Genomic DNA, 14,995 nt, shown 5'->3' with positions numbered 1-14,995 from the left:
GACGCCGCTCACGCGGCGGGCGAACCGTCGTCCGCGCTGCGGGCCGCGCGCGACCCGGCCTCCAGACGTCGGCGCAGGTCGGGCCACGCGTCGCCGAACGCCGTGAGCAGCGGCAGCGCCGCCACCTCGTCGACGGGCACCCAGCGCACCTCGACGCTCTCCGCGTCGGTCGCGGCGGGCTCCGCGGGGGCGGTCTCGTCGGCGAGCACGGTCGTGTAGGACCAGTCGGGGTGCCGGAGCACCGACGTGCCCGTCACGCGCACGTGGTCCGGGTCGATCCCGGCCTCCTCCGCGGCCTCCCGCAGGGCCCCCGTGACCGCATCCTCGTCGGGCGCGAGCGCGCCGCCGGGCAGGCCCCACGTCCCGCCCTGGTCGCTCCACGGTGCACGGTGCTGCAGGACGACCGCGACGGGCCACCCCGACGCGTCACGTCGGGCGAGCAGCAGCCCGGCAGCACCGAACCGACCCCAGTGCCGACGACCGCACGCGCACTCGACCCAGCCGTCGCCGGCCGTCCGGTGGTGCGGGACGTCGGAGGGGACGACGGGCGCCGACGTCCCCGTCGGTCCGGGGCCGTCGCCGGGCACGCGCGACCCCCGCGTCCCCCCGGGTGTCGCGTCCGCCACGCGTCAGCCGACGATCTCGCAGATGGCCGTCCCGGCGCTCACGCTCGAGCCGACATCGGCCGACAGGCCGGTCACGGTGCCGGCGCGGTGCGCGACGAGCGGCTGCTCCATCTTCATGGCCTCGAGCACGACGACGAGGTCGCCCTCGGCGACCTCCGCGCCCTCGGCGACCGCGACCTTGACGATCGTGCCCTGCATGGGCGAGGCGAGCGTCGTGCCGTTGCTGCCGGCCTTCGCGGCGGCGCGTCGCACGGGACGACGGGGACCCGCAGGACCGGCCGCACCGGCCCGGCCGCCAGGACGCGCGGCGCCGGGGCCGCGGCCGAGCGCGAGCGCCGCGGGTAGCACGACCTCGAGCCGCTTGCCGCCGACCTCGACGACGACGCGCTCGAGCGCGGGCGCCTCCTCCTCGTCCTCGGCGGCGGGCGCGGGGGCGCCGGTGCCGAGCGTCGTGAGGCGGTCGGCGAACTCGGTCTCGATCCAACGGGTGTGCACGGAGAACGGCTCGGTGGGGTCCGCGGGGGCGAACTCGGGCGCGTCGAGCACCGCGCGGTGGAACGGGACGACGGTCGGGATGCCGACGACGTCGAGCTCGGCCAGCGCCCGGCGCGCGCGCTCGATCGCCTGCGGCCGGTCGGCGCCGGTCACGACGAGCTTCGCGATCATCGAGTCGTACAGGCCCGAGACGCTGTCGCCCTCGACGACGCCCGAGTCGACCCGCACGCCCGGGCCCGCGGGGAAGCGCAGCGTCGAGATGCGGCCGGGGGCGGGCAGGAAGCCGCGCGCGGGGTCCTCGCCGTTGATCCGGAACTCGATCGAGTGGCCGCGTGTCTCGACGTGGTCGTAGCCGAGCGGCTCGCCCTGCGCGATCCGCAGCTGCTCCCGGACGAGGTCGATGCCGCTGATCTCCTCGGTCACCGGGTGCTCGACCTGCAGGCGCGTGTTGACCTCGAGGAACGACACCGTGCCGTCGGCCCCGACCAGGAACTCGCACGTCCCGGCGCCGACGTAGCCGGCCTCGCGCAGGATCGCCTGGCTCGACTCGACGAGCTGCGCGCGCTGCGCGTCCGTGAGGAAGGGCGCGGGCGCCTCCTCGACGAGCTTCTGGTGGCGGCGCTGCAGCGAGCAGTCGCGCGTCGACACCACGACGACGGTGCCGTGCTGGTCGGCGAGGCACTGCGTCTCGACGTGCCGCGGCTTGTCGAGGTAGCGCTCGACGAAGCACTCGCCGCGACCGAACGCCGCGACGGCCTCGCGGACCGCCGACTCGTAGAGCTCGTCGATCTCGTCCGCCGACCGCGCGACCTTGAGGCCGCGGCCACCACCGCCGAACGCGGCCTTGATCGCGACGGGCAGGCCGTGCTCGGCGACGAACGCGTGGATCTCGTCGACGCCCGACACCGGGTCGGGCGTGCCGGCGACGAGCGGCGCACCGGCGCGCTGCGCGATGTGCCGGGCGCTGACCTTGTCGCCGAGCGCGTCGATCGCGGCGGGCGGGGGACCGATCCACGTGAGGCCGGCGTCGATGACGGCCTGCGCGAACTCGGCGTTCTCGGACAGGAACCCGTAGCCGGGGTGCACGGCGTCGGCACCCGAGCGGCGCGCGACGTCGAGCAGCTTGTCGACCACGAGGTACGTCTCGGCCGCGCGGGCGCCGTTCAGCGCGTACGCCTCGTCGGCGACCCGGACGTGCAGGGCCTCGCGGTCGGGGTCGGAGTAGACGGCGACGGAGCCGATCCGTGCGTCACGGCAGGCGCGGGCGATGCGGACGGCGATCTCACCGCGGTTCGCGATGAGGACCTTGGAGATCACGGGCACGGTCCACCGTAACGTGCGGGACCCGGCGCTCCGCGGCTCCGTCGGGGTCGGTCGTCCAAGATTGGGGATCCGCCCAACCCCGCCCGGAAGGCTTTTGTAGGGATCCGACGAGGACGGGTGCCCGACGTCCCTCCTGCCCCGTGTGCGTTGTCCGGAGGGCACAACCCGGGCGGTCCGGCGGGTGCCGGTCAGGCCGTGCGCCACAGGCTCGGGACGGTCACGCCGATCTCCGCGAGCAGCCCGCGCAGCAGCGGAAGCGACACCCCGACGACCCCGTGGTGGTCGCCCTCGATGCGCTCGACGAACGGCCCGCCCAGGCCGTCGACCGTGAACGCACCCGCGACGGCGAGCGGCTCGCCCGTCGCGACGTACGCCGCGACCTCGTCGTCGGACAGGTCCGCGAAGTGCACGACCGTCGACGACGTCGCGCCGAGCGTGCCGCGCGTGCCCGCGCCGCCCTCGTCGGGGGTCGCGCGCTCGTCGATCAGCCAGTGCCCCGTGTGCAGCACGCCCGTGCGTCCCCGCATCGCGCGCCAGCGGCGGACCGCGTCCTCGGCGTCGTCGGGCTTGCCCAGGACCTCGCCGTCGAGCTCGAGCATCGAGTCGCAGCCGAGCAGCACGAGGTCGTCCGCGTCGGCCAGCTCGGCCGGCGTGCCGTCCGCGACCGCGCGCGCCACGTCCTCGACCTTCGCCTGCGCGAGCACGAGCACCGCGTCGGCCGGGTCGAGCGTGCCGAACCGCTCGGCGGCGGCCGCGAGCACCGCAGGCTCGTCGACCGACGACACCACGACGAGCGGGTCGATGCCCGCCGACTGGAGCGTGGCGCGGCGGGCGGGGGACGCGGAGGCGAGCAGCAGGCGGGTCACGTCGCGCGAGCCTAGTTCGTGGGCCTGCCGCAGGCTCGCGGGGTGACGGGCGGGCAGCCGCGCGGGACAGTGGGCGCATGGCCGACGTCGTGCGGATGCTGCGGGTGCTGGTGCACCATGCCGGCCGCGCATGGGGCACCGCGCCGGACGGCCGGACCGCGTTGCTCACCGACCGCCGCCACCTGGTGCGCGGCGGGTGGGTCGTCCGGCTCGTCGCGGACGACGACGGAGCATCGATCGACCTCCCGGGTGCGGAGCAGGGTCAGGTCGTGCACCTGCGGCCCGTGCACGGCTCGGTCGACCGCCTCGTGCAGCACGCCGACGCGGCCCGGCGCCCGTGGCTCCTCGTTCACGCCGGCCATGCGCGCGACGTGACGGGCGTCGCCCGTGGCGAGGTTGCCGTCGCCGTGTCCCTCGGCGCCGAACGCCTCGCACGGCCCAGCGGGCGTCCCGTGCTGCCCGACGTCACCCCGACGCCCGGTGACGCGCTCGACACGCTGCGCATGGTCTACAAGGAGTTGGCGACCCAGCACCGCACCCTCGTCGACGTGCGGTTCAAGCTGCTCGCGCTCGTGCCGGCCGTCTCCGCGCTCGCGCTCGTCGGCGTGGTGTCGCCCGGCGGCCCGTTCGCCGGGGTGCCCCGGGCCGTCCGCGTGGGTGCGGCGCTGCTCGGGCTGGTCGTCGTCGTGGGCATCCGGCTGTACGACGTCCGCAACTCACAGCTGCACGACGACCTGGTGAGCCGAGCCCGCGTGGTCGAGACGGCGCTCGGCGTCGAGCGGGGCGTGTATGCAGCGAGACGTGCGTCGATCGCCCCCGTCCAGCACGACACCGCCCTGCGGCTGGTGTACGGCGCGGTCGTGACCGCGTGGGCCGCGGCGGCTGTCGTGGCGGCGGTCGGACTGACCGTCCCGGGCTGACGGGTTTCCGCGCGACGACGGACCCGCTGCCGGATCGGGACCCAGGTCGGGCTGATCGCACAGGTCGGGCGGGCACAATGGGGCCGATCCTGGTGCGGCGGGGGTACCGCGCGCACCGACACCCGAGGAGGCCCGGTGAACGACGCGACCAGCGCGGCCGCACACGACGCGGCGGTGGACGAGCACGACGAGGACTGGGACGACGACGAGCTCGTCGACGACGACCCCGACCTGCTGGAGTCGGCCCCCGTCGCCTGGCGACGCCGCACCGCGATCGAGATGGCCGTCTCGGGCGCGATCGGCCTCTACACGTCGTTCGTCCTGTCGATCGAGGCGGTCGTCCTCGCGGCCGACGCGGACGCCGAGCTCGGGTGCAGCATCAACAGCGTCATCAACTGCGCGACCGTCGCGAAGAGCTGGCAGGCGTCGCTGTTCGGCTTCCCGAACGCGTTCCTCGGCATCGCCGCCGAGGCCGTGGTCCTCACGATGGCCGTCGCGATGATCGGCGGGGTGCTGTTCCCGCGCTGGTTCATGCTCGCCGCGGAGGTCGTCTACACCGCGGGCCTCGTCTTCGCGTGGTGGCTGTTCTACGAGGCGTACACCGACATCAAGGCGCTGTGCCCGTGGTGCCTGCTCATCACGGTGACGACGACGCTGGTCTGGGCAGGGTTGACGCGCATCAACATCAGGGACGGGCACCTGAACCTGCCCGGCCGGTTCGGCCCGGGCGCCCGACGCTTCGTCGCGGCCGGCAACGACTGGTTCGTGACGATCGCGGTGCTCGTCGTCCTCGCCGCGCTCGTGTTCTTCGGCTACGGCTGGTCGCTGCTCTGACGGCGCGCACCCGTCTCTGACGCGCCCGCCGACGGACGCACGCGAGGGGCGGCACCCGGATCACCCGGGTGCCGCCCCTCGCGTCGTGCGCGGGCGTCTCAGGACGTCGCGAACACCTGCTTGAGCACGTCGAGCGGGAGCGCGCCCTGCTCGAGCGCCGTGGCGTGGAACGCGCGCAGGTCGAACGCGTCGCCGCGCGTGCGCGCCGAACCCGCCGCGGCGTCGCGCGTCTGCTCCCACAGGCGCTGGCCGATCTTGTAGGACGGTGCCTGCCCGGGCCAGCCGAGGTAGCGGGTCCACTCGAACCGCACGAACGACTCGGGCATGTTGACGTTGGCGCGCAGGAACTCCCAGCCCTTGTCGGCGTCCCACGTGCCGCCGCCCCACTCCGCGGGGGCAGGCAGGCCGAGGTGCACGCCGATGTCGAACACGACGCGCGCGGCGCGCAGGCGCTGGCTGTCGAGCATGCCGAGCCGGTCGCCCGGGTCGTCGAGGAAGCCCAGGTCGGCCATGAGCCGCTCGGCGTACAGCGCCCAGCCCTCGCCGAAGCCGGACGTCCAGCACGCGAGCCGGCGCCACCGGTTGAGCGTGTCGCGGGCGTGCACGGCCTGGCCGATCTGCAGGTGGTGGCCGGGGACGCCCTCGTGGTAGACGGTCGTCTTCTCGCGCCACGTGCTGAACGTCGTGACGTCGGCCGGGACCGACCACCACATGCGGCCGGGACGCGTGAAGTCGTCGCTCGGGCCCGTGTAGTAGATGCCGCCGGTCTGCGTCGGGGCGATGCGGCACTCGAGGGTCCGGAGCGCGTCGGGGATCGCGAAGTGCACACCGTCGAGCGCGTCGATCGCCGCGTCGGACGTCTCCTGCATCCACGCGCGCAGGGCCTCCGTGCCGTGGAGCTGTCGCGACGGGTCGGCGTCGAGCGCGGCGACGGCCTGCTCGACCGTCGCCCCGGGCCCGGCGATCTGGGCGGCGACCTCCTCCTGCTCCGCGACGACGCGCGCGAGCTCCTCGAGCCCCCACCGGTACGTCTCCTCGAGGTCGACGGTCGCGCCCAGGAACGCGCGCGAGAACAGCGCGTACCGGTCCCGGCCGACCGCGTCCTGCTGCGGCGCCTGCGGCGCGAGCTCGTCGCGCAGGAACGTCGCGAGCGTGCCGTACGCCTGCCGGGCGGCGGCCGCGCCACGCTCGAGCTCGCCGCGCACGAGCGCGCACGCGGCGGACTCGTCGAGGGCCGCGTCGACGTCGGCGCCCGTGACGAACGACGTGAAGAACGACGACGCCGGGTCGGCGAGCTCGGTCGCCTGGCGGGCGGCCTCCTCGACCTGGCGGATCGCCGCGACGTCGCCGCGCGAGGCGGCCAGACGCAGGGACTCGACGTACCCGTCGACCGCCTGGGGCAGCGCGTTGAGGCGGGCGGCGACGTTCTCCCAGTCCTCGATCGAGCCGGTCGCCATGATGTCGAAGACGTCGCGCAGCTCCTGCACCGGCGAGGCGATGTTGTTGAGGTCGCGCAGCGGCTCGCCGGCGTCGTGCAGCTCGAGCTCGAGGCCGAGGCGCTCGCGCATCGCGGCGAGGGTCAGCGCGTCGACCGCGTCGACGGGCGCGAGGCCGTCGAGGGCGGTGAGCGTCGAGCGGGTCTGGTCCGCCCGGGCGTCGTGGCCCGCGGGCGAGAAGTCGGTCATCTCGTGCTCGTGGCCGGGCAGGCCGATCGCCGTCGCGGCGAGCGGGTGCAGGGCGGCGGAGGCGGTGATGTGGGCCTCGGCGACCGCGTCGATCGGGGTCGGTCGGCGGGCTCCGCTGGGGGTGGGCGTCGTCGTCACCCGGACGACCCTACCCGCGGGTACGACGCCCCGGACGTCAGCCGCGCAGGCTCCAGCGCCACGCGTCGGGACCCGGCTGGAGGCCCGTCGCACCGCGCAGCACGCGGCGACGGTCGGACCACGCCGACGGGGTGCCGGCGTGGTCGTCGACGACGTGCGCGTCCTGCGTCGACGCCGCGACCAGGCCCGCGACCAGCGCCGCGAGCTCGACCTCGTCGGGCGCGCCGCGCACCACGTGCACGTGCGCGCCGGTCTCCGCGTCGCTCACCCGTCGCCCTCCTCGTCCTCGTCGAACGCGACCGGCGCCCCGCGCGAGGCGCCCCACTCGGTGACCTCGAAGCCCGCGTCGACCAGGCGCTGCGCGACGTCGGCACCGCCCGCGTCGACCAGGTCGAGCACCGAGTCGAGCGAGAGGTCGGACGTCGCGAGCGGCTGCCCGACGACGAACCCGAGGTGGAACGTGTCGACGTCGGTGCGCTCGGGCGCGGCGTCCGCGTCGCCCTCGTCGTCGTCCGACCACGACATGCCCGTGAGGTCCGCGTGCAGGCCGAGCCGGCTGTGCAGCAGGTCGTAGAGCTGCGCGTTGAGCCCGCCGATCTCCGACTCGAGCGACAGCACCCGCGGGTCCTCGTCGGCCTCGTGCGCACCGAACTCCGCGCGTACCCCCACGGCCGTCTCGACGTACGCGTGCAGCGCCGTCGCCAGCCGGTCGACGGCCGCGTGCAGCTCCAGGGCGTCGACGCCCGTCAGCGGCTCCAGGCCGTGGGTGTGCTCGTCGTGGTCGTGCTCGCTCACGCGTCCTCCGTGCTCACAGGGGGATGTTCCCGTGCTTCTTGGGCGGCAGGCTCGCGCGCTTGGTGCGCAGCAGGCGCAGCGCCCGGGTGATCTCGGACCGGGTCTGCGAGGGGGCGATGACGGCGTCCACGTAGCCGCGGTCCGCCGCGTCCCACGGGTTGACGATCGCCTCCTCGTACTCCGCCGTGAGGCGTCGGCGCTCGGCCTCGACGTCCCCACCGGCCTCCGCGACGCCCTTCAGCGCACCCCGCTGGAGGATGTTCACGGCGCCGCCGGCACCCATGACCGCGATCTGTGCGGTCGGCCAGGCGAGGTTGACGTCGGCGCCCAGCTGCTTGGACCCCATGACGATGTATGCGCCACCGTACGCCTTGCGGGTGATGACCGTGACCAGGGGGACCGTCGCCTCCGCGTACGCGTAGATGAGCTTCGCGCCGCGCCGGATGATGCCGTTCCACTCCTGGTCCGTGCCCGGCAGGAAGCCCGGGACGTCGACGAAGGTCAGCACCGGGATGTTGAACGCGTCGCACGTCCGCACGAACCGCGCCGCCTTCTCGGCGGCGTTGATGTCGAGCGTGCCGGCCATCGCCATCGGCTGGTTCGCGACGATCCCGACGGGCTGCCCCTCGACGTGCCCGAAGCCGATGAGCACGTTCTGCGCGTACAGCGGCTGGATCTCGAGCAGCACGCCGTCGTCCAGCACGTGCTCGACGACCGCGCGCATGTCGTACGGCTGCGTGTCCGAGTCGGGGACGATCGCGTCGAGCTCGGCGTCCTCCTCGGTCACCTCGAGCGGCGCCTCGTGCGGGAACGCGGGCGCGTCGGTGAGGTTGTTCTGCGGCAGGTACGACAGCAGCGAACGGACGTAGTCGATCGCGTCGTCCTCGTCGGACGCCATGTAGTGCGCGACGCCCGAGCGCGTGCTGTGCGTCGTCGCACCGCCGAGCTCCTCGAAGCCGACGTCCTCGCCCGTGACCGCGCGGATGACGTCCGGCCCGGTGATGAACATGTTCGACGTGCCGTCGGCCATGACGATGAAGTCGGTGAGCGCGGGGGAGTACACCGCGCCGCCCGCCGACGGGCCGAGGATGAGGCTGATCTGCGGGATCACGCCCGACGCGGCGACATTGCGGCGGAAGATCTCCGCGAACTGCGTGAGGCCCGCGACGCCCTCCTGGATGCGCGCGCCGCCGCCGTCGCTGATGCCGACCAGCGGCACGCCGGTGCGCAGCGCGAGGTCCATGACCTTGGTGATCTTCTGGCCGTGCACCTCGCCGAGGCTGCCGCCGAAGACCGTGAAGTCCTGCGAGTAGACGCACACGGGCCGGCCGTCGACCGTGCCGTACCCGGTGACGACGCCGTCGCCCGGGATGCGCTTCTTCTCGAGCCCGAAGTTCGTCGAGCGGTGCCGCACGAGCGCGTCCAGCTCGGTGAACGAGCCCGGGTCGAGCAGCGCCTCGATGCGCTCGCGTGCCGTCTTCTTGCCGCGCGCGTGCTGCTTGTCCGCCGCGCCCTGCTCCGCGGCCTCGGCCGCACGGGTGCGCTCGGCGAGGTCGGCGAGGCGGGCCGCGGTGCCGCGCGGGGCGGTGCCGGGGGCGGGGACGCCTGTCTGGTCCGTCTGGGTCACCCGACCGAGGCTAGTTGTGGAACCCCACCAGGCACCTGCAGGGCGATGACCGTGTTCGGGGCGTCAGGTCGTCGGAACCCCACAACCGGGCGCGGCGGGCGTTGTGCGTGACCGCTCGCCGGTGACCGCGGTGGCCGTCCACCTGTCGGGCCGCTCGTCCCGGCGTCATCATGGGCGGCATGACGTCGTCCCCGCCGCCCGACCGTCCCGCGCTCGACGCCGACGCGCTCGCCTCGCTCCTGCTGCTGCCCGCCGGCCCGCTCGCGCGGATCGACGTTGTCGCGCGCACGGGCTCGACCAACGCCGACCTGGTCGCGGCCGTCGCGGCCGACCCGGACGCGTGGCCGCACGCCAGCGTGCTCGTCGCGGACCAGCAGGACGCGGGCCGCGGGCGCGCCGGCCGCGGCTGGGAGACGGCACCCGGGACGTCGCTGACCTGCTCGTTCGTCGCGCGGCCCGCCCTCCCGACGCGTTCCTTCGGGTGGCTCCCGCTGCTCGCCGGGCTCGGCGCCGTCACCGCCGTGCGCGCGACCGCCGGTGTGCCCGCGGTCCTCAAGTGGCCCAACGACCTCCTCGTCCCCGCCGACACCGAGGTCGCCGGCTGGGGCGCCGCGCGCAAGGTCGGCGGGATCCTCGCCGAGGTCGTGCCGACGCCGGCCGGCGTCACGCCCGCCGTCGTCATCGGGATCGGCATCAACGTCGCGCAGCGCGCCGACGAGCTGCCCGTCGAGCACGCCACCTCGCTCGCGCTCGCGGGAGCGCAGCACGTCACGCGCGAGGCGCTGCTCGTCGCGCTCGTCACCGCGCTCGACGACGTCGCCACGCGGTGGCGCGACGCCGGGGGCGACGCCGCCGCGTCCGGGCTCGCCGACGAGGTCGCCGCGGTGTGCGCGACGATCGGCGCACGCGTGCGCGTCGAACTGCCGGGCGGCGCGGAGCTGAGCGGGGTGGCGGAGCGGCTCGACGACGACGGCGGCCTCGTCGTGGTCGACGCCGCCGGGGTCGAGCACCACGTCCTCGCGGGTGACGTCCGTCACGTGCGGTCCGGGGCGTGAACTAGGCTCGGCACGTGCCCGACGACGGTTCCCCGCCCGACACCGGTGCCGGGCGACCCGTCGACGAGACCGCGGTCGCCGAGTCGACCGTCGGCGAGCTCGAGGCCCAGCTGCTCGGCGGTGCCCGTCGCTACAGCGCGCACGACCTGGCCCGACGCGCGCACATCGACGTCGACATCGTCCGCGGCTTCTGGACGACCGTCGGCCTCCCGCACGCCGACCCCGACGACGCGGTCTACACCGAGCGCGACGCCGAGGCCGTCGACCGGGCGGTCGCCCTGGTGCGCGAGCACGGGCTCGACATCCGCACCGTGCTCACCGTCACGCGCGCGCTCGGCCACACCGCCGACCGTCTCGCGCTGTGGCAGGTCGAGGCGCTCGTCGAGGACATGGCGACGCGCTACGAGCTCGACGACACCACCGCGCGCCTGCTGACCCTCGACCGGCTCGCGGACCTCGCGCCCCTGCTCGAGGCGCAGCTCGTGCACGCCTACCGTCGGCAGCTCGCTGCGATCGCCGGCCGGTACGCCGCCGAGTTCGGCGCGCAGCGCTCGCCCGGCGTCGACGCGTCCGCGCTGCCGCTCGCGCGGGCCGTCGGGTTCGCCGACATGGTGTCGTTCACCCGCCGGACCGCCGGGCTCGGGTCCACCGACCTCTCGCAGTTCGTGCAGCGCTTCGAGGCCGCCGCGCGCGACGTCGTCACCGGCGCCGGGGGTCGCGTCGTCAAGACCATCGGCGACGCCGTCCTGTTCGTCGCCGACACCCCCGCGACCGGCGCGCGCGTCGCGCTCGGGCTCGCCGAGGCGCTCGGGGGTGCGCTCGACGTCGACCGCGAGCAGGCCGTCGGCGGGCTCGCCGAGGGGGCGCGCGGCGTCACGCCCGTGCGCGTCGGGTTCGTCTGGGGTCGGGTCCTGTCCCGGTTCGGCGACGTCTTCGGCCCCGACGTGAACCTCGCCGCGCGCCTCACGGACATCGCCGAGCCGAGCACCGTCCTCACCGACCCCGAGACCGCCCAGGTGCTCGGCGGCGACCCGCGCTTCGTCCTCGACGAGCGCCCCGCCCTCGACCTCCAGGGCATCGGCACGGTCACCCCCTACCGCCTCACCGCCGCGCCGGCCTGACGCGGCCCGAGGGTCAGAGCAGCGTCTCCTCCTCCGGGTCGACCGGTTCGAGGAGCTGGGGGCCGTTGTTGCGGACCGAGCTGACGAGCGTGGACACCGGGGTCGCGATGAGGCGGGGCGCCGGTGCCTCCAGCAGGCGACGCGCCTCGTCGGCGCCCGCCGACGGGTCGAGCCACGCATCCCAGACGTCGCGGCGCAGCATGAGCGGCTGCCGGTCGTGGATGTGCGCGTGCTCCTCGGAGGCGGGCCGGGTGATGACGGTCGCGCTGACGAGCCACCGGTCGGGGTCGTCGTCGGACTTCGTCGGGTCCTTCCAGAACTCGTACAGCCCGGCGAGCGCGACGAGGTCGTCGTCGGTGGGGTGCAGGTAGAACGGCTGCTTCGTGCGGGTCAGCGCGCCCGGTTCCGGCTTCTTCCACTCGTAGTAGCCGTCGGCGGGGAGCAGCGCACGGCGCGACGCGAAGGGACGCGAGAACGCGGGCTTCTCGGCGACGGACTCGACGCGTGCGTTGATCATGCGCGCGCCGACCGACGGGTCCTTGGCCCACGACGGCACGAGGCCCCAGCGGGCGACGCGGAGCTGGCGCGTGATCTCGCCGGTCTCCTTGTCCGCGCGCTCGACGACCATCCGGACGCCGTCGGTCGGGGCGACGTTCCACGACGGCGGCAGCAGCCGGACGTCGTCGGCGACGGTCGCGATCGCGAACTCGTCGGCCAGGGCCTGGTCCTCGCGGAAGGAGGCGTAGCGACCGCACATGCGCCCAGCCTGCCAGGCGCCGGTGACACACTCGCCTGCGGCCCGGCGCCGCCGGCCACGGCCGGCCGTCGTCGTCAGGCGGCGTCGAGGCGCGCGCGGAGGGCCGGGTCGAGGTCGAGGTCGGCGGCGGCGAGGAGCTCGTCGAGCTGCGCGACGCTGCTCGGGCCGATCACGGGGACGAGCGGCACGTCGCCGCCGAGCATCCACGCGAGCACGACCTGGTTCGGAGTGGCGCCGACCGCGGCAGCCACCTCGTGCAGGACGCGCACCCGCTCGCGGCTCCCGCTGTGGTCGGCCCCGGCGTACAGCGGCTTGTCGGGGCGGCTCATCGCGCCCTGGTGGAGCGGCGAGTAGGCGACGACGGCGAGCCGAGGACGGCCGTCGACGCCGGCCGACGCGGCGTAGTCGAGCAGGTCGCCCGTGACCCAGTCGGTGCGGGGCGGCAGGGCGCGCGGGTAGACGTAGCCGCCGCGCTGCTGCACCACGGTCCAGGGCGCCGTGCCGGCGCGGGTCGCGAGGTCGCGGCCCTCGACGAGCCGCCAGGTGGCGACGTTGGAGATGCCCGCGGAGCCGACGACGCCGTCGGCGACGAGCTCGCCGAACGCGCCGACGGTCTCCGCGAGCGGGGTGTCGCGGTCGTCGACGTGCCCGTAGAGCACGTCGAGACGGTCGACGCCGAGGTGGCGCAGGCTCTCGTGCGCCTCACGCTTGATGGTGTCGGGGGCGAGGCCCTGGAAGTTGTCGGGTGCGAGAGGACGGCTCGTGTCGCGGGCCGCGGCGCCGCACTTCGTCGCGACGCGCACGGTCCCGGCTAGGCCGCGAGCGGCGAGCCAGCGGCCGAGGACGTCCTCGCTGTCGCGGCCGTTGCCGCCCACCCACGCGTTGTAGTTGTTGGCGGTGTCGACGAACGTGCCGCCCGCCTCCACGAAGCGGTCGAGGATCGCGACCGCCGTCGCCTCCTCGGTCCGGGTGCCGAAGTACATGGTGCCGAGGCACAGCGTGCTGACCTCGACGGCGTGCTCGCCCGTGCCGATCGTGCGGTAGCGCATGGCCGTCCTCCGTGTCGGTTCCTTGTCGTCGCGTCCACGCTAGATGTGCATCGGACCGGGAGTACTGTCCGATCCGATGTCCCTCGACCAGACCAATCTGACGGCCGACGTCCACCTCGACCTCGCCGGCGACGGGCCCGTGCACGTGCGGCTGACGCACGCGCTGCGGACGGCCGTGCGCGACGGTCGGCTCGTCCGCGGCGCGCTGCTGCCGCCGAGCCGGACGCTCGCCACGCACCTCGGCGTCTCCCGCTGGGTCGTCACGCAGGCGTACGGCGAGCTCGTCGCCGAAGGGGTCCTCGACGCCCGCACGGGGTCCGGCACGCGGGTCGCGTCGGACCCCACCGGGGTCCTCGTCGCGCCGGCGGTCGCACCCGTACCAGCCCTCGCACTCGCACCGCCCGGGCGCCCGCCGTACGACCTCGCGCCCGGGGTGCCCGACCTTCGCCACGTGCCGCGCGCGGACTGGGCCCGCGCCACGCGCGACGCGCTCGCGGACGCGGCCCGCGACGACCTCGGGCTCGCCGACCCGCGTGGGCACGCCCGGCTCCGCGACGCTCTCGCGGCCCGGCTCGCCGCGACGCGCGCGGCGCAGGTGACGGCCGACGACGTGGTCGTGACGCACGGGGCCACCGACGGCATGGCGCGCGTCGTGCGGGCGCTCGCGGGCTCCGGGCACCGTGCGCTGCTGGTCGAGGACCCGAGCTGGCCGCGGCTGCGCGACGTCGCGGCGAGCGCCGGTCTCACGCCGGTGCCCGTGCCGGTCGACGGTCAGGGGGTCGACGTGGACGCGCTCGTCGCCGCGGCCGCCCGGACCGGTGCGCGCGCGGCGCTCGTCACGCCCGCGCACCAGTTCCCCGTCGGTGCGGCGCTGTCGCCGGAGCGTCGGGAGGCGCTCGTGCGGTGGGCGCACACGGCCGACGGGGTGCTCGTGGAGGACGACTACGACGCCGAGTTCCGGTACGACCGGCGCCCCGTCGCGGCGCTGCAGGGGCTCGCGCCCGGGCGGACGGTGCTGCTCGGGTCCGTGAGCAAGACGCTCGCGCCCGCGTTCGGGCTCGGCTGGGCGGTGTTGCCGCCGCGGTGGCGGGACCTCGTGGGGCGGGACGGGGCGTCGGCCCCGGCGACCGTGCACCAGCTCGCGTTCCTCCGGCTGCTCGGGTCCGGCGCGTACGACCGGCACCTGCGGTCGTCACGCACCCGGTACCGGCGGCGCCGCGCGACGCTCGTGGAGGCGCTCGGGACGCGGTTGCCGGACGCGCAGGTCAGGGGCATCGCTGCGGGGCTCCACGTCGTCGTGACGCTGCCCGCAGGGACGAGCGCCGGGCAGGTCGTCGAGGCGGCTGCCGCCCGGGACGTGCGCGTCGCCGACGTGCGGCGGTACCGCGTCTCCGCGGGTTCCGCGCCGCCGGATGGGCTCGTCGTCGGGTACGGGAACCTCGCGGACGCGCGGCTCGAGGAGGCCGTCGCGCGGCTCGCAGCAGCGGTGGAGGTCGTCGCGGGAGCGGCCGGGGCAGGGTGACCGGAGACATATCGAATCGATTCGCGTCGATGCGGATCGGGTGCGACCATGGAAAGCGATGACCGCGCGCCCCGCCTCCAGCACCCCCGCGGCGCCGCCGGTACCGGGTGCGTGACGACCGCAGGTGCCGGTCGTACGCGCCGGACCCGAGCAGCCGGAGGAACGCGAGCTGGTGCACGGTC

General features: G+C 75.2%; 14 protein-coding genes. 5 read left to right on the top strand and 9 right to left on the bottom strand.

Going from position 1 to position 14,995, the window contains the following annotated elements; translation table 11 throughout:
- Positions 1–8: 8 nt before the first annotated feature.
- The 3 genes from OMK64_RS00070 to OMK64_RS00060 form a co-directional block, all read right to left on the bottom strand.
- Complete coding sequence (locus OMK64_RS00070) at positions 9–587, bottom strand: NUDIX hydrolase (RefSeq protein WP_272725922.1); 579 nt, start codon at positions 585–587, stop codon at positions 9–11.
- 42 nt (positions 588–629) lie between these two features.
- Positions 630–2,444 carry an acetyl/propionyl/methylcrotonyl-CoA carboxylase subunit alpha gene (locus tag OMK64_RS00065; RefSeq protein WP_272725921.1) on the bottom strand — a complete coding sequence of 605 codons (1,815 nt, stop codon included), beginning with the start codon at positions 2,442–2,444 and terminating at the stop codon, positions 630–632.
- A 188-nt stretch (positions 2,445–2,632) separates the two neighbouring features.
- The gene (locus OMK64_RS00060; RefSeq protein WP_272725920.1) at positions 2,633–3,310 is read right to left on the bottom strand and encodes a Maf family protein; all 678 of its coding nucleotides are present in this window, start codon (positions 3,308–3,310) and stop codon (positions 2,633–2,635) included.
- A gap of 77 nt (positions 3,311–3,387) precedes the next feature.
- Here OMK64_RS00060 and OMK64_RS00055 point away from each other — a divergent pair, with 77 nt between their 5' ends.
- Both OMK64_RS00055 and OMK64_RS00050 read left to right on the top strand, forming a co-directional pair.
- Positions 3,388–4,230 carry a hypothetical protein gene (locus OMK64_RS00055; protein WP_272725919.1) on the top strand — a complete coding sequence of 281 codons (843 nt, stop codon included), beginning with the start codon at positions 3,388–3,390 and terminating at the stop codon, positions 4,228–4,230.
- Between the two features lie 135 nt (positions 4,231–4,365).
- A complete protein-coding gene (locus OMK64_RS00050; RefSeq protein WP_272725918.1) occupies positions 4,366–5,064 on the top strand; it encodes a vitamin K epoxide reductase family protein in 699 nt (232 codons plus the stop codon).
- Positions 5,065–5,162: 98 nt separating this feature from the next.
- On the opposite strand, the gene OMK64_RS00045 is transcribed toward OMK64_RS00050, so the two are convergent.
- The 4 genes from OMK64_RS00045 to OMK64_RS00030 are packed head-to-tail and all read right to left on the bottom strand — an operon-like array spanning position 5,163 to position 9,309.
- The gene (locus OMK64_RS00045) at positions 5,163–6,887 is read right to left on the bottom strand and encodes a DUF885 domain-containing protein (protein WP_272725917.1); all 1,725 of its coding nucleotides are present in this window, start codon (positions 6,885–6,887) and stop codon (positions 5,163–5,165) included.
- A 37-nt stretch (positions 6,888–6,924) separates the two neighbouring features.
- Positions 6,925–7,155 carry an acyl-CoA carboxylase epsilon subunit gene (locus OMK64_RS00040; RefSeq protein ID WP_272725916.1) on the bottom strand — a complete coding sequence of 77 codons (231 nt, stop codon included), beginning with the start codon at positions 7,153–7,155 and terminating at the stop codon, positions 6,925–6,927.
- Complete coding sequence (locus OMK64_RS00035) at positions 7,152–7,682, bottom strand: hypothetical protein (protein WP_272725915.1); 531 nt, start codon at positions 7,680–7,682, stop codon at positions 7,152–7,154. Before OMK64_RS00035 ends, OMK64_RS00040 begins: the two co-directional genes overlap by 4 nt.
- 13 nt (positions 7,683–7,695) lie before the next feature.
- Positions 7,696–9,309: an acyl-CoA carboxylase subunit beta gene (locus tag OMK64_RS00030; protein WP_272725914.1), complete on the bottom strand. Its 1,614-nt coding sequence runs from the start codon at positions 9,307–9,309 to the stop codon at positions 7,696–7,698.
- A 179-nt stretch (positions 9,310–9,488) separates the two neighbouring features.
- Between OMK64_RS00030 and OMK64_RS00025 the strand changes: the two genes are divergently transcribed.
- Together OMK64_RS00025 and OMK64_RS00020 are read left to right on the top strand one after the other, a co-directional pair.
- Positions 9,489–10,364 carry a biotin--[acetyl-CoA-carboxylase] ligase gene (locus tag OMK64_RS00025; protein ID WP_272725913.1) on the top strand — a complete coding sequence of 292 codons (876 nt, stop codon included), beginning with the start codon at positions 9,489–9,491 and terminating at the stop codon, positions 10,362–10,364.
- Between the two features lie 14 nt (positions 10,365–10,378).
- Positions 10,379–11,485, top strand: a complete 1,107-nt coding sequence (locus OMK64_RS00020) for an adenylate/guanylate cyclase domain-containing protein (protein ID WP_272725912.1) — start codon at positions 10,379–10,381, stop codon at positions 11,483–11,485.
- Between the two features lie 13 nt (positions 11,486–11,498).
- On the opposite strand, the gene OMK64_RS00015 is transcribed toward OMK64_RS00020, so the two are convergent.
- Both OMK64_RS00015 and OMK64_RS00010 read right to left on the bottom strand, forming a co-directional pair.
- The gene (locus OMK64_RS00015; RefSeq protein ID WP_272725911.1) at positions 11,499–12,242 is read right to left on the bottom strand and encodes an SOS response-associated peptidase; all 744 of its coding nucleotides are present in this window, start codon (positions 12,240–12,242) and stop codon (positions 11,499–11,501) included.
- 74 nt (positions 12,243–12,316) lie between these two features.
- Complete coding sequence (locus OMK64_RS00010) at positions 12,317–13,291, bottom strand: aldo/keto reductase (protein ID WP_272725910.1); 975 nt, start codon at positions 13,289–13,291, stop codon at positions 12,317–12,319.
- A 76-nt stretch (positions 13,292–13,367) separates the two neighbouring features.
- Between OMK64_RS00010 and pdxR the strand changes: the two genes are divergently transcribed.
- Positions 13,368–14,813: a MocR-like pyridoxine biosynthesis transcription factor PdxR gene (gene pdxR / locus OMK64_RS00005; protein WP_272725909.1), complete on the top strand. Its 1,446-nt coding sequence runs from the start codon at positions 13,368–13,370 to the stop codon at positions 14,811–14,813.
- Positions 14,814–14,995: the final 182 nt, after the last annotated feature.

It is taken from the genome of Cellulomonas fimi (assembly GCF_028527925.1).
Classification (GTDB): Bacteria; Actinomycetota; Actinomycetes; order Actinomycetales; family Cellulomonadaceae; genus Cellulomonas; species Cellulomonas fimi_C.
This window is presented reverse-complemented; position numbering and strand designations above follow the sequence as displayed.